Origin of the sequence: Curtobacterium sp. PsM8 (genome assembly GCF_030433875.1) — a bacterium.
Taxonomy (GTDB): Bacteria; Actinomycetota; Actinomycetes; order Actinomycetales; family Microbacteriaceae; genus Curtobacterium.
In genome coordinates, this window is record NZ_JARUXD010000015.1 from 12,607 (window position 1) to 32,108 (window position 19,502).

Genomic DNA, 19,502 nt, shown 5'->3' on the forward strand with positions numbered 1-19,502 from the left:
GCGACGAGCGTGGCACATGCCAGGCTGTCCGGCATGGAGAAGCGCGCTGCCTACGAGTCCGTCCTGCCCTACGTCCGCGAGTGGATCGCCTACAAGGTGTGGCAGCTGCGGTTGCCGGGCGTGCAGGTCGCCGTCGGGTTCGAGGGCCAGGAGCTCTTCGCCGACGCGTTCGGGTACGCGGACGTCGAGGCCGGCCGTCGGCTGACGAACGCCGACCTGTTCCGGATCGCCTCGCACTCGAAGACGTTCACCGCGACCGCGCTGCTCCAGCTCGCCGACCAGGGTGCCCTGCGCCTCGACGACACCGTCGGCACGTTCGTTCCCGCCCTGGTCGAGGCCGCTTCGCCGATCGCCGACGCCACGGTCCGTGAGCTCATGGAGATGGGCGCCGGTGTCGTCCGCGACGGCGCCGACGGTGACCACTGGGCGCTGGCACACCCGTTCCCGGACGCCGACGAACTGATCGCCCTCGTCGTCGCGGGTGGCGCGAAGGTGCCGGTCGGGTCGGCGTTCAACTACTCGAACCTGGGCTACGGCCTGCTCGGCCTGGTCATCGAGGCGGTCACCGGCACCAGCTACGCCGAGCACGTCCGCACGGCGATCACCGAGCCGCTCGGCCTCACCGGCACCGGCGCCGAGTTCGACCCGGCGCGCGAGGACGAGTACGTCGTCGGCTACACCGGCCTGCACACCGCCCGCACCCGGCAGCGGGTCCCGCACGTGACGACCGGGGCGCTCGCCGCGGCCACCGGGTTCCACGGCACCGCCTCGGACCTGGTCCGGTACTTCTCCGCACACGTTCCCGGCCGAGGCTCGCTGCTCTCCGACCACGCCAAACGCCTGGCCCAGCGGAAGGCGTGGAGCGCCCTGGACAGCGACCCCGCCGCGCGCGGCTACGGCGCCGGGTTCGTCGTCGACCGGATCAACGGCCGGGAGGTCCGTGGCCACTCCGGCGGGTTCCCCGGGCAGATCACGCAGTCCGTCTTCGACCCCGCGTCCTCGCTGGTCGTGTCGGTGCTGACCAGCAGCGCCACGGGTCCGGCGACGATGCTGGCGTACGGCATCGTGCACCTGCTCGACGCCGCCGCGGACGAGCACGCCCCCGGCACACCCGTGCCGGCCGACGTCGACACCGACCGCTACACCGGACGCTTCACCACGTTCGAGGGCATCACCGACATCGCCCGCGTCGGGGACCGGCTGCTGGCGATCGACCCGACGCAGCCCGTGCCGACCGAGTCGCCGGTGCGCCTGGACGTCGTCGACGCCGACACGCTGCGGATGGCGTCGGGGAACCGGTTCGGGTCGATCGACGAGGACATCGTGTTCACCCGTGACGACTCCGGCGCGATCGTGTCGGTCCGGGGCGACAGCGGCATGACGCAGCGCCCGTGGTCGGTGCCGGCGGAGTCACCCGAGGTCGCCGCGGCGCTCGTCTGAATCTGGTTCCGGGTCCGGGTCCGGCGCGGGGCTCGTCGGTCTGGCTGTTGGGGGCGGTCGGCGTCAGCGGACGTCGGCCGTCTCCCACAGCCGCCGGGCACCGTCGCGGACCGGGCGGACCAGCGGCGGCACGAACACCAGCACGGCGCCGACGAACGCCACGAACTGGCCGGCCTGCGGGATCGCGAACAGCCCGGTGAGCGCGCCCTGCGGTGGGATCCAGAGCGTGAAGAGGACCGGTTCGACGACCGTCCACGCGAGCCACACGCCGGCACCGACGAGCACGGCCCAGGCAGCCACGCGGTGCACCCGCCCGCCAGCCGGACCCGTGCTGGTGGTGCTGGTGCCAGCTCCGGCTGCGGTGTCGGCCCTGGTGCGCAGCACGAGCAGGACCCCGAAGACGAAGAGCAGCGCCCGAGCCGCGATGAACAGCACGGTGCCCACGGGCCACGCGCTGCTGGGCACGAACCCGGCGAGCGACCAGGTGAGCACGGCGAGGGCGAACCCGAGCAGGACGCGGTCCTGACCGCGGAGGGCCCGGACCGCCACCAGGGCGGCGGCGACGATGCCGACGGCCAGCACGGTCCGGAAGCCGACCACGTACTGGTCCTCCTGCAGGTCGAGGGCGAACTGCAGCCAGTCGGACACGACGGCGAGCGCCGGGACGAGTGCGGCGACGACCGCGGCGAGTGCCGTCAGTCGGTCGCGTGTGGTGTCGTGCATGGTTCCCCCTCGAACTGTCCTGCGTCGTGCTGTCCCCGGTGCGGTGCGGTGCGGTGTCGGAACTCTACACATCACCGGTCGCCGCGGCCAGAGCCGTTCTCGGGCTGTGGAGAGCCCGGGGTGGGGACAACCCCACCACGGGTCCGGGAGGCGGCAGGATGGGACCGGGCCCGCTCCTGGGCGAGGCTCGATGCATGACCGACACCGACCGGCTCGACCTGGCTCGCACCGTCCCCCTGGACGACGCCGTGCCCTCGCCCGACCATGCCGAGACCGTCCCGCTCGACACCACGACACCGGAAGCGACCATCCCGATGCCCTCCGCCCCTGCACCCGGTCCTGGCGGGCCTCCCGGCGGCTGGGACGCGACCCCGCCCGTGACACTGGCCCCGACGTCGAAGCCGACCGGGTCGACGCCCGGCGGGCGCGGTCCGGACGCCCCGATCCGCTCCGGCAGCGGAGGCAGCGGAGGCACCGGCGGCAGCGGTGGCCGGGCGAGCGCCGGTGCCTTCTACCGGGAAGCCTGGCGTCGGTCGCCGCGGGACTTCGGCTACATGGCCCTCACCGCGGTGCTCCTCTGCACCCTGTACTTCGCGTTCCCCGCGATCCTGGGCATCGGTGGCCTCGGCTCCCGTGACGTGTTCAACCCGTTCACCCTGCTGCTCTTCTTCGTGGCGCTGTTCGTCGCCCGGTGGCTCGGCCAGTTCGAGAAGCTCCGGATGAGCTGGGCCGACCCGCGGCCGATCCGCCCGGTGGACTGGACGCCGAAGTGGCAGCAGAACTGGTGGACGCGCACGGGTTCGGCCGTCGCGAACCCGCACTACTGGCTGTACCTGCTGCACGCGGTCGTCGTCTACCCGCTCGCCGCCGTCGTGACCGTCGGTGCGGGGCTGCTGCTGGCCGTCGGGTTCCTCTGGCCGGTCGCCGTCGTCCTGGCCTACGTCATCGGCGGTCGGTACCTGCTCGACCCGAACGACATCGGCTCGGGTGCGGGCGTGCTCTTCCTCGCCCTGCTGTCGATGGCGGCGAGCGTCGTCCTCTTCCCGCTCTGGCTGCGCGGCTCGGTGCTCGCGCACTACTGGATCGACCACGGTCTGCTCGGCGGCTTCCGAGCCGAGGTGCTCGAGGAGCGGGTGGCGGGCCTCCAGGCTTCCCGCGCCGGTGCGGTGACCGCCGAGGGGCAGGCGCTCCGGCAGATCGAACGCGACCTGCACGACGGGCCGCAGCAGCGACTCGTCCGCCTGCGGATGGACCTGGCCGCGGCCGAGCGGTCGTTCGAGAAGGACCCGGAGCGGGCCAAGCGACTGATCGGCGAGGCCTCGGGTCACGCGCAGGACGCGCTCGACGAACTCCGGGCGCTGTCCCGCGGGTTCGCGCCGCCGATCCTGCTCGACCGTGGGCTGGTCGCCGCACTCGAGGCGCTGTGCTCCCGCTCGCCGATCCCGGTCGGACTCGACATCCGCCTGCCCGACGGGCTGGAGCTCGCGACCGAGATCCAGCGGAACGTGTACTTCACGGTGAGCGAGCTGCTGACGAACACCGCGAAGCACGCCGGCGCCTCGGTGGCCGGGGTGTACCTCGGGCTGCTCGTCGACACCGCCGGCACCTGGTTCCTGACGGTCAGCGTCACGGACGACGGCCGCGGCGGGGCGACTGCACGCGAAGGGCACGGCATCGAGGGCCTGATGGGCCGGATGCGGGCCCTGGACGGCGAGCTGACCGTGTCGAGCCCGCTCGGCGGACCGACCGAGGCGACCGCGCGGATCCCGCTCGGTGCCCTGAACGGCGTGCCCGTCCCGCGCACGTGAGCGGACCGCGTCCGCCACTAGGCTGACCGCATGACCGACGGCCCGGATGCAGCACGCATCCGGGCCGTCCGCATCCGGGCCGTCGTCGTCGACGACGCCGTCCTGCTGCGCGAAGGCCTGGCCCGCGTGCTCGACGAGGCGGGCATCGACGTCGTCGGCCAGTTCGGCGACCCGGCCTCGTTCCTCGCCGCCCTCCCCACGCTGACGCCGGACGTCGTCGTGATGGACGTCCGGATGCCGCCGACCTTCACCGACGAGGGCGTCCGTGCCGCCGTCGAGGCCCGGCGGATCGCACCCCGGACCGGCATCCTGCTGCTCTCGCAGTACGTCGAGGCCGCCTACGCCGAGGACGTCCTGGCCGCCGGCAGCGCCGGCATCGGCTACCTGCTGAAGGACCGCGTCACCCGGCTCGACGAGATCGACGACGCGGTCCGCCGGGTCGCCTCGGGAGGCACGGTGCTGGACCCCGAGGTCGTCACCCAGTTGATGAGTCGCCGCCGTGACCCCCTGGCGGCGCTGACGCCCCGCGAGCGCGAGGTCCTCGGCCTGATGGCGGAGGGCCGCACCAACGCCGCCATCGCCCGCGCGCTCGTGATCGGCACCGGTGCGGTCGAGAAGCACGTCACGAGCATCTTCGGCAAGCTCGCCCTCGAGGACACCGGCGAGGACCACCGCCGTGTCCTGGCGGTCCTGGCCTACCTCGGATGAACCGGGTCCCCGCACCGCTGCTGGCCCTCACCGCGATGGTGTCCGTGCAGATCGGCGCCGCGGTCGCGAAGACCCGCTTCGACGAGGTCGGCTCGGTCGGGGCCGCCACACTCCGGCTCGTCATCGGTGCGGTCGTCCTGGCGCTCGTCGTCCGCCCGCGCGTCCGGCACTGGACCCGTGCCCAGTGGCTCGCCGCGGTCCTGCTCGGCCTGGCCCTCGGTGGCATGAACCTGTTCATCTACGTGGCCTTCGCGACGATCCCGATCGGCGTCGCCGTGACGATCGAGTTCCTCGGCCCGCTGATCCTCTCCCTCGCCCACACCCGGCGCTGGCGAGACGCCGTCTGGGCGGCACTGGCGCTCGCCGGCGTGGTGCTGCTCGGCGTCGGACCGTCCGCGATCGGTGACGTCGGGGGAGTCGTGGCCGCCGTCCTCGCCGCCGCGTGCTGGGCCGCCTACATCGTGATGAACCGCCGGGTCGGTGCGGCGATCCCCGGCATCGACGGGCTGGCGGTGTCGATGCTCGTCGGGATGGTGGTGGCGCTGCCGTTCGGACTGCGGCCAGCCGTCGCCGGGGTCGCCGGTGACCCGACGCTGCTCGTCGTGTTCACCGTCGTCGGACTGCTGTCGAGCGTGCTGCCCTACGCACTCGAGATGTCCGCGCTCCGCCGGATGCCGACACGGGTGTTCGGCGTGCTGCAGAGCCTCGGCCCGGCGATCGCGGCGCTCGCCGGCCTGGTGGTCCTCCGGGAGGCCCTGTCGGTGCTCGAGGTCGTCGCCCTGGTCTGCGTCACCGCGGCGAGCGCCGGGGTCACGCTCACGTCGCGGCGGGGCATCGCGGCGGCCTGACCGGTCGTCGCGGCGGTCTGACGGGGCATCGCGTCGACCTGACCGGGCGTCGCGGTGCCGGTGACTCGGCGCCTACTCGGCGCCTACTCGGCGCGGAGGAAGTCCGCGTACGTGGGCTCCGCCTGCACGCCGGACAGCAGCGACGGGTCGTTGACCCGGCGGTCGACGTAGGCGGCGATGACCTCGGGCGGGGTGAGCACGTGGGCGACCCAGGAGGGCACGTCGGTCTTCTTCACGGTGCCTCCTCCCTGCGGTCCGGCCGGATGTCTCGATGATCGAGTAGTTCCACGAACCGGCGTGTCACGAACGATCCTCGTCGGCGGACGGGAAGTCAACGCAGTGCGTCATGCGGACTCCGGAGAACGCGATCGCGCGGGCCGCGGGTCGGACCGGCTGCCGTTCGTGGGCGCGTGCCCGGTCCGGGGATCGACCGGGCGCAGGGTGCGGTGCTTGACGGCCGAGCGCCAGATCCACGCGTCGGCCTGCTGCCCGAACTGCGCCCACTCGACCAGGACGGCGTCGCGGGTCCAGCTGCGGGCGAAGGCCTTCACGCGGACGTGGAAGGTCGGGAACTGCACCCAGGCCCAGACCGGGATCGGGGTGACCGCGTGGCAGACGTCGCCGCCCCGGGCCTCCTCCGACAGGGTGAAGGCGCTCGGGCGTTCCACCTCCGGGTGTTCCGGGGGCTGCCACCGGTTCTCGCGACGCCGTCCCACCCGCGTATTCGAACATGTGTTCGAACGCGGCATCAAGTCCCGCGTGCGCTCCGGCGTGTCCGGGACGACCCGGCGACGTCGGTCAGGGGGTGGCGCGGGCGGTGGACTCGCGGACGCTCAGGGTCAGTTCGGGGCCCGGGCGCGACGGCAGGGGAGCGTCGGACTCGATCTGCTCCCGGAGCAACACGGCGGCCCGCTGCCCGAGCTCGACCGTGTCGCGCGTCAGCGAGGTGATCGCGGGCCGGACGAGTCGGATCATCGCCGAGTCGTCGAACGACACGATCGAGACGTCCTGCGGCACCCGCACGCCCATCTCGCTGGCGACGCCGAGCCCGGCGACGGCGAGGACGTCGTTGTCGAACACGATCGCGGTCGGTTGGGTCGCCGCCGAGAGCAGGCGTCGGGTGGCTGCGGCGCCGGCTTCGGCGGAGTAGTCGGTCGGCACGGACTCGGTCCGGTCGTCGGGGTCGTCGCCCGCGCCGGCGAACGCCCGCACCCGGTCGATCCGCAGAGCGGTGTGCTCGAACTCGGGTGGCCCGGAGACGTGCGCGATCCGCCGGTGTCCGAGGGCGCGCAGGTAGCGCAGGACCGTGTCGGTGGCGTCGGAGTCGTCGATCCAGACGCTCGGTGCGGTCCCGGCCGGCGAGGGGTGGGAGCCGACGACGACCGACGGCATGCCGAGTTCGGCGAGCAGGCGCAGCCGGTCGTCGTCCCGTCGCGGGTCGATCACGATCACGCCGTCGACGCGGTGTCCGCGCCACCAGTCGCGGTAGGTCTCGAGCTCTTCCTCGGCATCACGTGCGACGAGCAGCGTCATGCCGATGTGGGTGCCGGTCAGACCGAGCTGGATGCCGGAGATCAGGTCGCCGAAGAACGACTCGGTGCCCAGGGTGCGGGCCGGCCGGTTGAGGACGAAGCCGATCGACCCGGCCTTCGCGCCGCCCAGGGCCCGCGCGGCGGTGTGCGGCTGCCAGTCGAGGTCCCGGGCCACCTGGCGCACCCGTTCCCGTGTCGCCTCGGAGACGCCCGGGCGCCCGTTCAGTGCGAACGACACGGCGCTGATGGACACGCCAGCCCGGGCTGCGATGTCCGCGATCGTCGTTCGACGTCCTGTGGCCACGGGGTTGACTATAGCGCTTTAGTCAGGCATCGTCGCCGTCACGCAGGGGTTCGGCGCACATCGCTGAACCGGTTCAGCAGCTCGACGAAGGAGTCAGCAACGATGAGAAGCACCCACCGCACCACGTCGGGCCGAGTGGCCGCGATCCTGGCAGGCGCCGCAGCGACCGCCCTCGTCCTCACCGGCTGCTCGAGCGGCGGCACCGCCAGCACCGGCGGCGGTGACGGGAAGGTCAGCGGGGCGATCACCCTGCAGACCTGGGCCCTCACGCCGACCTACACGGACTACCTCAACGGGGTCGTGAAGGCGTTCGAGAAGAAGTACCCGGACGCGCAGGTCAAGCTGGTCGACCAGCCCGGCGACGGGTACGCCGACAAGGTGCTCAGCCAGGCGTCGAGCAACTCGCTGCCCGACGTCATCAACCTGCCGCCGGACATCGCCCTGCCCCTCGCCAAGCGCGGGTTCCTGCAGGACGTCGCGAAGGACGACAGCACGCTCTCGAGCACCTACGTCAAGGGCTCGCTCACCGCATACGACTACAAGGGCGTCGACGGCACCTTCGGCTACCCCTGGTACCTCAACACCGACATCGACTACTGGAACAAGACGATGTTCACGAAGTGCGGTCTCGACCCGGCCAGCCCGCCGAAGACCACCGACGAGCTGTTCTCGCAGGCCGAGACCATGCACCAGAAGTGCCCGGACGACTACCTGATGAGCCGCAAGCCCGGCCTGAGCGACTTCTCGCTCGCCGGCGTCAAGATCCTCAACGCCGACGGCACGAAGTTCACGTTCGCGAACTCGTCGAAGGCGGCCGACCTCATCATGAAGTACGCGAAGGCCTACAAGGAGGGCCTGATGCCGTCGTCGGTCCTCAACACCGACTACCTCGGCAACTCCACCCTGTTCACCCAGGGCAAGGTCGCCTGGACCACCGGTGGCGCGACCGCGATCAGCGACTTCGAGAAGAACAACCCGTCGCTCAAGGGCAACATCATCGTCTCGCCGGCACTGGACAACCCGCCGCTGTACGTGCAGGGCCTCAGCGTCTCGGCGAAGAGCAAGCACATCGCCACCGCCGAAGCGCTCGCCAAGTTCATGACGAACGCGGAGAACCAGGAGGCGTTCGCACACCTGGTGAACATCTTCCCCTCGACGAAGTCCTCGCAGTCCGACCCGTTCTTCTCGAAGGACGACGGCACCGTGCAGGCCAAGGCGCGTGTGCTCGCGAACGAGGCGCTGAAGACCGCGAAGAACCTCAACCCGGTCGAGGCCAACTCGGCCATGACCGACTTCCTCGACCAGCAGATCGCGCTGGCGATGAAGGGCGGCGTGAGCCCCGAGAAGGCGCTGCAGACCGCCCAGGACAAGATGAACACCCTGCTCGCCAACGGCTGATCCAGCCCCGTCACGTCAAGGAAGAGGGAGGATCGTCATGCGTGCGAACCGCTGGTTCACGCCCTGGCTGCTGGTGCTGCCCGCACTGGTCTGGCTGCTCGCGTTCAGTCTCTGGCCGTCGATCAACACCGTGCGGCTGTCGTTCACGAACGCCAGCCCACTCGGCGGGGTCAGCGCCTGGGTCGGGACGGCGAACTTCCGGACCCTGCTCGCGGACCCGCAGGTGTGGGAGGCGCTGCTCAACAGCGTCATCTACATGGCGGTGTGCCTGCCGCTGCTGACGGTCCTCCCGCTCCTGATGGCGGTGCTCGTCCAGCACAAGATGCCCGGCATCGCGTTCTTCCGCACCGCGTACTACACGCCGGTGATCGCGAGCGCGGTCGTCGTCGGGCTCATCTGGAACTGGATCCTCGACGACCGTGGCGTCGTCAACGAGATGGCCCAGTCGCTCGGCATCGTGCAGGGGGCGATCCCGTTCCTCACCGACCGGTGGCTCCTGCTGTTCAGCGCCATCAGCCTGACCGTGTGGAAGGGCCTCGGCTACTACATGATCATCTTCCTGGCGGCCCTCGGGAACGTCGGCAAGGACCTGCACGAGGCCGCCGCCCTCGACGGTGCCGGCTCGGTCCGCCGCTTCTGGTCGGTCACCATGCCCGGTGTCCGCGGCACGATGACCCTCGTCGGCATCCTGGTCTGCGTCTCCGCGCTCCGGGTGTTCAGCGAGCTCTACATCCTGACGAACGGGACGGGTGGCCCCGGCGGCCAGGACAACTCCCTCGTCATGCTCATCCAGCAGTACGCCCGCGGCTTCACCGGCAACCTCGGCTACGCGTCCGCCCTGAGCCTCCTGCTCTTCGCCGTGACGCTCATCCCGATGCTCGCCCTCGCCCGGATGAACAGCAAGGCGGACAAGTGACGAACACGACCGACACCAGCGAACCCGTCATCGGCGGCAACGCCGGCCTGGCCGCACCGACGCCCGACGTGGCCGGCGCGACGGGCAGAGGGGGAGCCTCCAGGCCGACCGGCAAGCGGCGCCGCCGTGCGGTGTGGGGCGTGATGTCCACCCGCGAGAAGATCATCCGCTACGTCCTGCTCGTCGTCGTGCTGTTCATCACGATCGGCCCGTTCGTCTGGCAGCTCTCGACGTCGCTCAAGGGCACCGGCGAGGACATCTACACCGCGAACCCGTCGTTCATCCCCTCGCAGCCGACGATCGGCAACTACCTGCGGGTGGCCGACGCGATCCCGGTCTTCGGGTACATCGGCAACTCGCTCATCGTCGCCGCGATCGACGTGCTCGGGAACATCGTCTTCGCGACCCTCGCCGGCTTCGCCCTGGCACGGCTGCAGTGGCGGTTCCGCAAGCTCGTCCTCGGCCTGTTCCTCGCCACCCTGGTGCTGCCGGGCGAGGCGACGATCATCTCCCAGTTCGTCACCGTCAAGGACCTCGGCCTCGCCGACTCCCTGGTCGGGGTCGCCCTGCCCGGCATGATCGCGGCGCTCAACGTGCTGCTCATGTTCAACGCGTTCCGGCAGGTGCCCGAGGAGATCGACCAGGCCGCCGTGATGGACGGCGCGAACGCCCTGCAGCGGCTCCGGTACATCTCGTTCCCGGCCGTGCAGGGGACCATCGCCGTGATCGCGATCTTCTCGTTCATCGGCGCCTGGGACGACTTCCTCTGGCCACTCATCGTCCTGCAGTCGCCGGACAAGCTCACCCTGACCGTCGGCCTGCAGTACCTGCAGGGCACGTTCGCCACCGACCAGCGGATGATCGCCGCCGGCACGATGATCGCCTTCATCCCGATCGCGGTGATCTTCGCGCTCCTGCAGCGCTTCTTCTTCAAGGGCGTGGAAGAGGGCGGGGTGAAGGGCTGATGCGCTTCGGCGTCAACCACACCCCGTCGAACGGGTGGTTCCACTCGTGGCTCGACTTCTCACCCTCGGACACCGCGCGGGACCTCGAGGCCATCGCCGGCCTCGGCGCCGATCATGTGCGGATCTTCCCGCTCTGGCCGGTCGTGCAGCCGAACCGGACGCTGATCCGGCCAGCGGCGCTGCAGGACATCGCCACCGTCGTCGACATCGCCGGCTCGTTCGGACTCGACGTCAACGTCGACGCGTTGCAGGGGCACCTGTCGAGCTTCGACTTCGTGCCGTCGTGGCTGGACAGCTGGCACCGCCGGAACATGTTCACCGACCCCGACGTCGTCGCGTCGACCGCCGACTACGTCCGGGCGCTCGCCGACGCGGTGGCCGACCGGCCGAACCTGCTCGGGGTCACCATCGGCAACGAGGTGAACCAGTTCGCGCACGCCCCGCACCCGGCACCGTTCCCGACGACGCCGGCCCAGGGGCACGCGTGGGCTGGGGCGATGGTCGACGCGGCACGCGCGGGGCTGGGCAGCAGCACCGGCGCCGCTGCGTCCGGCACCGGCCGGGAGGCCCGTGGCACGTCCGCCCCGCCGCCCCGGCGACCGCTGGTCACCCTGGCCCAGTACGACGCCGCCTGGTACGACGACGCCCAACCCTTCGGTCCGGAGCACGCCGCCGAGCACGGCGACGCCACCGTCACGCACTCGTGGGTGTTCAACGGCGCCGCCCGCCTGCACGGAGCCATGGGCGCCGGATCCGTCCGACACGGCGAGTACCTGCTCCAGCTCGCCGCCGCGTGGAACGAGCGCGCTGACCGGCCGAACTGGTTGCAGGAGGTCGGCGCACCGACCAACGTGGTGGACGTGGCCGACGCCCCGGACTTCACCGAGCAGACGATCCGGCACGCCCTCGACGTGCAGCACCTCGCCGGCATCACGTGGTGGTGCTCGCACGACGTGTCCCGGTCGCTCGCGGACTTCCCGGAGCTCGAGTACGACCTCGGTCTCCTGACGAACGACGGCCGGGTGAAGCCGACGGGGGAGCGGTTCCGCGAGATGGCGCTGGCGTTCGGCGACGGTCGCTCCGAGGCACCCACCCCGCCGTCGACCGCACTCGTGCTCGACGACGTCACACCCGACGGAGCGCCGCGCTCCGGCACCCGCGCCGACTCGGCCCCCGGCGGCCGGTTCGCCGCCGCCTGGCTCAGCCTCGCCGAGCAGGACGGACGCGGCCCGCAGGTGGTCCTGCGCTCCCGCCTCGGCGACACCGCGCTGCTGGCCGCGCGCGGCATCCGCACCTGCGTCGACGTCCCCGCCGACACCACGACGACCACGCTGTCGGTCGCGCACCCCGCGACCATGCCCTGACCGAACCGCACGACCACCGCCGTTCCCCGCCGTCCCCGGAAGGACCCATGCACGACGACATCCCGCTCACCATCGGCCGCGCACGCCGCGTGCTCGACGAGCGCATCCTGCCCGAGGTGCACGCCACCGCCGTCCCGCTCGACACCGCCTGGCACGAGCTGCCCGGCGAGCCGATCGCTCCCACCGAGGGGCTCGCGCTCACCTTCGAGCCGTACGAGGTGGGCACCCCCTGGGGCGCCGCGTGGGGCACCACCTGGTTCCGGCTCAGCGGCACGGTCCCGGCCGAGTGGGCCGGGCAGCGCGTCGAGGCGCTCGTCGACCTCGGGTTCGACAAGAACATGCCGGGCTTCCAGTGCGAAGGACTCGTGTACCTGTCCGACGGCACCCCGGTGAAGTCGATCAACCCCCGCAACCAGTGGGTGCTCCTCGCCGAAGAGGCCGTCGGCGGCGAGACCGTCGAGTTCTTCGTCGAGGCAGCGTCCAACCCGGTGCTGCTCGACTACCACCCCTTCCTCGTCACGCAGGAGGGCGACATCCGGACCTCGTCCCCGAAGCGGCTCTACACGTCGCGTCGGATGGACCTGGCCGTGTTCGCGTCCGAGGTGCACGAACTCGCGCTCGACATCGACGTCCTGCTCGAACTGCAGGAGGAACTGCCGCAGGGCCCGCGCCGGATGCGGATCCTGCAGGCGCTCGATGACGCCCTGGACGCCCTCGACCTGCAGCACATCCCGGAGACGGCGTCCGATGCCCGCGCCGCGCTCGCCGAGGTGCTCGCCGCTCCCGCCGAGGCCTCCGCGCACCGGATCTCGGCCGTCGGCCACGCGCACATCGACTCCGCCTGGCTCTGGCCGGTGCGCGAGACGATCCGCAAGGTCGCGCGCACCACCTCGAGCATGACCGAGCTCATCGACCAGACCGACGATTTCCTCTACGGCATGTCCAGCGCGCAGCAGTACGCCTGGATCAAGGAGCACCGTCCCGAGGTCTACGCGAAGGTGAAGGACGCCGTCGCCGCGGGCCGGTTCCTGCCGCTCGGCGGGATGTGGGTCGAGTCCGACACGGTGATGCCGACCGGCGAGAGCATCGTCCGGCAGTTCTCGCAGGGCCAGCGGTTCTTCGAGTGCGAGTTCGGCATCCGGCCGAAGGGCGTGTGGCTGCCGGACAGCTTCGGGTACTCGCCGGCGCTGCCGCAGCTGATGCGCCGCGCGGGGTTCGAGTGGTTCTTCACGCAGAAGATCTCGTGGAACCAGGTGAACAAGTTCCCGCACCACACGTTCCTCTGGGAGGGCATCGACGGGTCGCGGGTGTTCTCGCACTTCCCGTCGATGGACACGTACAACTCGCGCCTGTCCGGCTCCGAGGTGGCGAAGGCCTCGCGCCAGTTCCGTGAGAACCGCCTGGCCTCCGGCTCGATCGCCCCGGTCGGCTGGGGCGACGGCGGCGGTGGCACCACCCGCGAGATGACCGGCACCGCCGCACGGCTCGCCGACCTCGAGGGCAGCGCCCGCGTCACCTGGGAGCACCCCGACGCGTTCTTCGACCGGGCGAAGTCCGAGCTCGAGAACCCGCCCGTGTGGGTCGGCGAGCTCTACCTCGAGCTGCACCGCGCGACCCTGACCAGCCAGCACCAGACCAAGCAGGGCAACCGCCGCAGCGAGCACCTGCTCGTCGAGGCGGAGCTGTGGTGCGCCACGGCCGCCGCCCGCACCGACTTCGCGTACCCGTACGACGAACTCGACGCGCTGTGGCAGCAGGTCCTGCTCCAGCAGTTCCACGACATCCTGCCGGGCACCTCGATCGCGTGGGTGCACCGCGAGGCGGTCGAGCGGTACGCCGAGGTCGCGGAGCGTCTGGAGGCCCTCATCGCCGCCGCCCTGTCGGCCCTCGCCGGGAACGGGGACCGGACGGTCGTCGTCAACCCGGCCCCGGTCCTCCAGGCCGGTACCGGAGCGCTCAGCGCGGTCGTCGCGACCGACGTCTCGGCGGCCACCGCCGTGTCGCTCACCGAGGCCGACGGCGGGTTCGTGCTCACCAACGAGCTGGTCCGCGTCGTCGTCGACGGCCGTGGACTCGTCACGAGTGCCGTCGACCTGACCACCGGACGCGACGCGATCGCCCCCGGGCAGGTCGCGAACCTGCTGCAGCTGCACCAGGACTTCCCGAACATGTGGGACGCATGGGACGTCGACCGGTACTACCGGAACCGGGTCGACGACCTGGTCGACGTCACCGCCCTGCGCGGCTCGGTCGACGCGGACGGCACCGCCCGCGTCACCGTCTCGCGGGCGTTCAGCGAGTCGACCGTGACGCAGGAGGTCACCCTCGCACCGGACACCCGCACCCTGGAGTTCGCGCAGGTCACGGACTGGCACGAGACCGAGAAGTTCCTCAAGGTGGCGTTCCCGCTCGACGTCCGCGCCGAGCACACCATCGCGGAGACCCAGTTCGGCGCGCAGAAGCGGGTGACCCACACGAACACCTCGTGGGAGGCGGCGAAGTTCGAGACGTCGATGCACCGCTTCGTGCTCGCCGAGGAGCCCGGGTTCGGCGTCGCGCTCGTGAACGACTCGATCCACGGGTTCGACGTCACCCGCGACTCGGTCGACGGGCACGTCACGACCACCCTGCGGCTCTCGTTGCTGCGGGCGCCGCGGTTCCCGGACCCGGAGACCGACCAGGGCGTGCAGACGCACCGGTACGGCCTGGTCATCGGCACCGACGTGATCGGGGCGACCGCGGCCGGCACGGCGATGAACAGCGCCGCCCGAACCGTCACCGGCGACCACGGCTTCGGGCCGCTCGTCCAGGCCTCCGGTGACGTGGTGGTGTCGGCCGTGAAGCTCGCCGACGACCGCTCCGGCGACCTGGTCGTCCGCGTGTACGAGCCGGCGGGACGACGGGGCATCGGCGGACTGGGCGTCGACGGGCCCTTCGGGGAGCCGGTCGAGGTCACGCTGCTCGAGGAGGCCGACCCGGCACTGCCCGGCGTCGCGGCGGTCACCGACGGTGTGGCGGCCTTCGCGGTCGACGCCTTCGAGGTCCGCACCTTCCGCTTCCCGCGGAGCGGCCGCTGACCGGCGCCCGCTGAGACCCCCGCCGTCGGGACTTCGGGTGTCCCGGCGGCGGGTCCCACGGCCGGTCGGTCGTGGACCCGCGGCGGCACCTCGTCGCCGCGGACACCACTCGAAGAGGAGTGTCATGCAGAAGTCCATGAAGATCGGGATCGTGGCGGCGCTGGTCGCCATGGTGGCGGCGCCGATGGTGCCCGCCGCCGCATCGGCAGCACCGGGCGGGCCGGCAGCGGCATCGCACGGGTACGGCCAGGGCCACGGGGGCCAGGGGCAGGGGCAGGGGCACGGCCAGGGGCACGGGCACGGGCGGCCGGGCCACGGCGCCCCGACGAAGACCGGGCCGACGAGCATCGCGTACGTCGAGGTGAACAACGACGAACTGCGGAACGTCGGCCGGTACACGCTCGAGAACGGCGCGAACGCGTTCGACGTGGCGATCATCTTCGCCGCGAACATCAACCGCGACGCCGACGGCGACGCGGTCCTGTACGCCAACGAGAACGTGCAGCGCACCCTCGACCAGGCGGCGACGCAGATCCGTCCGCTGCAGGCCAAGGGCATCAAGGTGACGCTCTCGGTGCTCGGGAACCACCAGGGCACCGGGCTGGCGAACTTCACCTCGAAGGCCGAGGCGCGGGACTTCGCCGCGCAGGTCGCCGCCACGGTGAAGCAGTACGGCCTGGACGGAGTCGACCTGGACGACGAGTACTCGGACTACGGCGTGGACGGCACCCCGCAGCCGAACGAGCAGTCGATCGGATGGTTGATCTCGGCGCTCCGGGCGGACATGCCGGGCAAGATCATCTCGTTCTACGACATCGGCCCGTCGTCCGACGCCCTGAAGACCGCGAACCCGTCCATCGGCAAGAAGCTCGACTACGCCTGGAACCCCTACTACGGCACCTACACGGCGCCGACGATCCCCGGGGTGGGGAAGTCGAAGCTGTCGGCCGCCGCGATCGACATCCAGAACACCCCGGCAGCGACCGCGGTGAGCCTGGCGCAGCGGAGCAAGGCCGACGGGTACGGCGTCTTCATGACGTACAACCTGCCGGACGGCGACCTCAGCCCGTACGTGTCCGGGTTCACGAAGGTGCTCTACGGCCAGTCGGCCGTCTACAAGTAGGAGACGACGGATCCATGAGTGACGAACGCCGTGGCGGCTCGGCTGCCGGCCCGACGACCGCTGGCCTGACGACCGCTGGCCCGTCGACCGCAGTTGCGGCCCGGAACGGGGTCGGGTTCGTTTCGCACGAGGCGACCCTGGTCGAACGGACCGGCCCGGGGACGACCGTCGTGGTCGTCCCCGGGCTCGACGGTCACGAGGTCGGGCCCACCGACGTCCTGACCTGGGTCTGGTTCCCGGAACGGTCCCTGCCCGCGGGGCAGACCGAACCGGCCGAACGGGACCTGGACGGGTTCTGGGCCGCCACGGCGTTCGCACTCGACGTCGTCTTCACCGACGGCACCCGGCTGAGCGACGGCACGCCCGACCAGGCTCATCCCGTCGACCAGTACGGTGACGCGGTCACCCCCGAGGCGCAGGACGACGCCCGCAAGCAGTGGGTCGACCAGTGGAACCGGCGCACCGTCGACCTGTCGGCGCACGTCGGCCGGGTGGTGGACCGCCTGGAGGCCCGCCTCGGCCGAGCAGACCAGCCCGCCCCCGCCACCGGCGCGGACGACACCACTGCTGCGCACCGCCCGGTCCGCGGCTGGCTCGACGACGTCCGCATCGAGCCCGCCGGCCGGGCGACCGGCGCCCTGCCCGCCGACGCCCGCCCCCTCGACCACGTCCGCACCACCCGCGGCACGCACTCGTCCGGCACGTTCTCGCGCGGCAACAACGCCCCGCTCGTCGGCCTGCCGCACGGCGGGGTGTTCGGGCTGCCGATGACGAACGCCGCCGACAGCCGGTGGCCGTACGCCTACCAGGAGCACAACCGACCGAGCGACAACCGGCCGACGATCCAGGCCTTCGCGACGAGTCACCTGCCGTCGCCGTGGATGGCCGACCGCGGGGTGTTCCAGGTGATGCCGTCCCCGCTCACCGACCCCGACGTCGACCGCACCGCCCGCGCGCTCGGGTTCGACCACGTCGACGAGCTCGACGGCCCGCACCGCTACCGGGTCCTCCTTGACGGGGGCGTGACCGCCGAGATGACCGCCGGGGAGTTCGCCCTGGCGTGGCGCTTCACCGGCGTCCGGAGCATCGTCCTCGACCACCACGGCGTCCTCCGCTCGTGCACCGTCCGGCTCGAGGACGGCACGGCGGTCGTGGACGCCCTGCTCGACGACCGGGCCGAGACGCCGCCACACCACGTGCACCTCCGGATCGCGAACGCCGTCGCCGACCACACCACGTTCGTCGACGGACTGCTCCGCGGTCGGGTCGAAGTGTCCGGCGACACCGACGTCCTGCTCGGCATCTCGACCGTCTCCGCCGAGGACGCAGCCGCGAACCTCCGCGCCGCGGGGGACTTCGACGCGATGCGCCACCACGCCGAGCGCCGCTGGACCGCCGAACTCGACACACTGCAGGTCGAGGGCGCCACCCCGGACCAGCTCGTGTCGCTGTACTCCGGGCTGTACCGGGCGTTCCTCTACCCGACCCGGGCGGGGGAGACCGCCCTCGTCCGCGAGACCGACCCCGCCGGACGCCCCCGACACCGGTCCCCGTACGGCGACGTCCTGTCCGAGCCGATCCGCGACGAGCCCGGCCCCGAGGTCGTCGACGGGCCGCTCACCACCACGAACGGGTTCTGGGACACTTACCGGACCGCCTGGCCGCTCCTCGCGCTCCTCACCCCGGACACCGCGGCCGACCTGGCCGAGGGTGTCGTCGGACACTTCACCGACGGTGGCTGGACCCCGCGCTGGAGTGCCCCCGGCGCCGAGGACGTGATGACCGGCACCACGAGCGACACCGTGTTCGCCGACCTCGTCGCGAAGGGCGTCGACGGGTTCGACGTCGCGCAGGCGTACCGGTCCGCGGTGCGCAACGCGACCGTCCCGGCACGGGACCGGCGGGTCGGGCGGAAGGGGAGCCTCCCGGGCCTGTTCCGCGGGTACGTCGACACGGCGACCGGCGAGGGCATGTCGTGGACCCTCGACGCGGCCATCAACGACTGGGGTGTCGCCGTGCTGGCGAACGCGATGGCGGACCGGGCGGTCGCGGCCGGGGACGACAGCAGTGCTGCCCGGTACCGGGCGGAACACGAGTGGTTCGCGCGGCGGTCACTGCAGTACCGGAACGTCTTCGACCGCGAGCGCGGGTTCTTCATCGGCCGGACGCCCGACGGCGGCTGGCGTGGCGCCGGTCCCGACGGCGGCTTCGACCCCGACGTGTGGGGCAGCGACTACACCGAGACGAACGCGTGGGGCACGATGTTCACCGCCCCGCACGACAGCGCCGGGGTCGTCGACCTGCACGGTGGACCGGCCGCCTTCGACCAGGCGTTCGCCCGCTTCTGGGCGCGACGCGAGACCGGTGGCACCGACCGGTCCGGCTCCTACGGCTTCGCGATCCACGAGATGACCGAGGCCCGCGACGTCCGGATGGGCATGCTCGGCCTGTCCAACCAGCCGGCGCACCACATCCCGTTCTTCCCGATGTCCACCGGTCGCCACGACGACGCCCACCGTGTCGTCCGCGAGTGCCTCGAGCGGCTGTTCGTCGGCTCCGACCTCGGCCAGGGGTACCCGGGCGACGAGGACAACGGCGAGATGAGCGCGTGGTACGTCTTCGCCACGATCGGGCTCTACCCGCTGGCACCGTCGACCGGCACCTACGTGATCGTGCCGCCGTCGGTCCGCCGGACGGTGCTGAACCGGGCGGGAGGCGCGTCCACCGTCATCGAGACCACCGGCAGCGGGGCGTACATCGCGTCGGTCACGGTCGACGGTGAGCCCTGGGAGTCGGTGAGCATCCCGCACGCGGTCGTGGTCGGCGCCTCGCACGTCGAGGTGGCGCTCGCCGAGACGCCCCAGGGCTGGGCGGCGGACACTCGCCCCGCGTCGGCCTCCGCGCTGCACGGGTACCGGGACACACCGGACGACGTGCTGCCGGTCGGGGTGTCGCCGCTCACCGACGACACCGGCCTGAGCGTCGTGTCGCTCGGGGCCGGGGAGTCGGTCGTCGTGCCGGTCACGGTGTCGGCGGCCTCGCTCGTCACGGTGACCGTCGCCGCCGCGGGGACCGGGTCGTGGCGGATCCTGCTGCGGGACGCCGACGGTGCGGCGGTGCACGTGCTCGACGGTCGGGACGAGGTGTTCGACTGGGACGCCCAGACCCGGGTGTTCCCGTTCGCCGGCGGGGTCGACGGGGGGACGCTCGCGTTCGAGGCGCTGACGCCGATCGCGCTGACGCAGCTGCAGCTCATCGCGGCGGACGGGTCTGCTCCCTGACCGGGTGTTGACGCC

The 19,502-nt window shown here is 71.8% G+C and carries 15 protein-coding genes; 11 read left to right on the plus strand and 4 right to left on the minus strand.

Going from position 1 to position 19,502, the window contains the following annotated elements:
* The first annotated feature begins 33 nt into the window (after positions 1 to 33).
* Complete coding sequence (locus tag QCD68_RS05340) at positions 34 to 1,440, plus strand: serine hydrolase domain-containing protein (RefSeq protein ID WP_301222301.1); 1,407 nt, start codon at positions 34 to 36, stop codon at positions 1,438 to 1,440.
* Positions 1,441 to 1,503: 63 nt separating this feature from the next.
* Here QCD68_RS05340 and QCD68_RS05345 read toward each other — a convergent pair whose 3' ends face one another.
* On the minus strand, positions 1,504 to 2,163 hold the full coding sequence (locus QCD68_RS05345; protein WP_301222302.1) for a hypothetical protein: 660 nt from the start codon (positions 2,161 to 2,163) through the stop codon (positions 1,504 to 1,506).
* Positions 2,164 to 2,357: 194 nt separating this feature from the next.
* Here QCD68_RS05345 and QCD68_RS05350 point away from each other — a divergent pair, with 194 nt between their 5' ends.
* The 3 genes from QCD68_RS05350 to QCD68_RS05360 are packed head-to-tail and all read left to right on the plus strand — an operon-like array spanning position 2,358 to position 5,527.
* Positions 2,358 to 3,971, plus strand: coding sequence for a sensor histidine kinase (locus QCD68_RS05350; protein ID WP_301222303.1), 1,614 nt, complete (start codon positions 2,358 to 2,360; stop codon positions 3,969 to 3,971).
* A 30-nt stretch (positions 3,972 to 4,001) separates the two neighbouring features.
* Entirely contained in the window at positions 4,002 to 4,679 is a 678-nt protein-coding gene (locus QCD68_RS05355) for a response regulator transcription factor (protein ID WP_111075961.1), read from the plus strand.
* On the plus strand, positions 4,676 to 5,527 hold the full coding sequence (locus QCD68_RS05360; protein ID WP_301222304.1) for an EamA family transporter: 852 nt from the start codon (positions 4,676 to 4,678) through the stop codon (positions 5,525 to 5,527). Before QCD68_RS05355 ends, QCD68_RS05360 begins: the two co-directional genes overlap by 4 nt.
* 83 nt (positions 5,528 to 5,610) lie before the next feature.
* Here the strand turns inward: QCD68_RS05360 and QCD68_RS05365 are convergent, their stop codons facing one another.
* The 3 genes from QCD68_RS05365 to QCD68_RS05375 all read right to left on the minus strand — a co-directional run bounded on the left by QCD68_RS05365 (position 5,611) and on the right by QCD68_RS05375 (position 7,363).
* Positions 5,611 to 5,763, minus strand: coding sequence for a hypothetical protein (locus QCD68_RS05365; RefSeq protein ID WP_181439339.1), 153 nt, complete (start codon positions 5,761 to 5,763; stop codon positions 5,611 to 5,613).
* Positions 5,764 to 5,871: 108 nt separating this feature from the next.
* Positions 5,872 to 6,243: a hypothetical protein gene (locus QCD68_RS05370; RefSeq protein WP_221850626.1), complete on the minus strand. Its 372-nt coding sequence runs from the start codon at positions 6,241 to 6,243 to the stop codon at positions 5,872 to 5,874.
* 82 nt (positions 6,244 to 6,325) lie between these two features.
* Positions 6,326 to 7,363 carry a LacI family DNA-binding transcriptional regulator gene (locus QCD68_RS05375; RefSeq protein ID WP_301222305.1) on the minus strand — a complete coding sequence of 346 codons (1,038 nt, stop codon included), beginning with the start codon at positions 7,361 to 7,363 and terminating at the stop codon, positions 6,326 to 6,328.
* A gap of 102 nt (positions 7,364 to 7,465) precedes the next feature.
* Between QCD68_RS05375 and QCD68_RS05380 the strand changes: the two genes are divergently transcribed.
* From QCD68_RS05380 to QCD68_RS05410, 7 genes are all read left to right on the plus strand, one after another.
* Positions 7,466 to 8,761: an ABC transporter substrate-binding protein gene (locus tag QCD68_RS05380; protein ID WP_301222306.1), complete on the plus strand. Its 1,296-nt coding sequence runs from the start codon at positions 7,466 to 7,468 to the stop codon at positions 8,759 to 8,761.
* A 37-nt stretch (positions 8,762 to 8,798) separates the two neighbouring features.
* Complete coding sequence (locus QCD68_RS05385; RefSeq protein ID WP_110904020.1) at positions 8,799 to 9,677, plus strand: carbohydrate ABC transporter permease; 879 nt, start codon at positions 8,799 to 8,801, stop codon at positions 9,675 to 9,677.
* Positions 9,674 to 10,642: a carbohydrate ABC transporter permease gene (locus tag QCD68_RS05390; protein WP_301222307.1), complete on the plus strand. Its 969-nt coding sequence runs from the start codon at positions 9,674 to 9,676 to the stop codon at positions 10,640 to 10,642. Before QCD68_RS05385 ends, QCD68_RS05390 begins: the two co-directional genes overlap by 4 nt.
* Complete coding sequence (locus QCD68_RS05395) at positions 10,642 to 12,006, plus strand: glycoside hydrolase 5 family protein (protein ID WP_301222308.1); 1,365 nt, start codon at positions 10,642 to 10,644, stop codon at positions 12,004 to 12,006. The genes QCD68_RS05390 and QCD68_RS05395 overlap by 1 nt, the downstream gene beginning before the upstream one ends.
* Before the next feature lie 47 nt (positions 12,007 to 12,053).
* A complete protein-coding gene (locus QCD68_RS05400; RefSeq protein WP_301222309.1) occupies positions 12,054 to 15,083 on the plus strand; it encodes an alpha-mannosidase in 3,030 nt (1,009 codons plus the stop codon).
* Between the two features lie 124 nt (positions 15,084 to 15,207).
* Positions 15,208 to 16,206 carry an endo-beta-N-acetylglucosaminidase H gene (locus QCD68_RS05405; RefSeq protein WP_301222310.1) on the plus strand — a complete coding sequence of 333 codons (999 nt, stop codon included), beginning with the start codon at positions 15,208 to 15,210 and terminating at the stop codon, positions 16,204 to 16,206.
* A 14-nt stretch (positions 16,207 to 16,220) separates the two neighbouring features.
* Complete coding sequence (locus QCD68_RS05410; protein WP_301222311.1) at positions 16,221 to 19,487, plus strand: GH92 family glycosyl hydrolase; 3,267 nt, start codon at positions 16,221 to 16,223, stop codon at positions 19,485 to 19,487.
* The last annotated feature ends 15 nt before the right edge of the window (positions 19,488 to 19,502 follow it).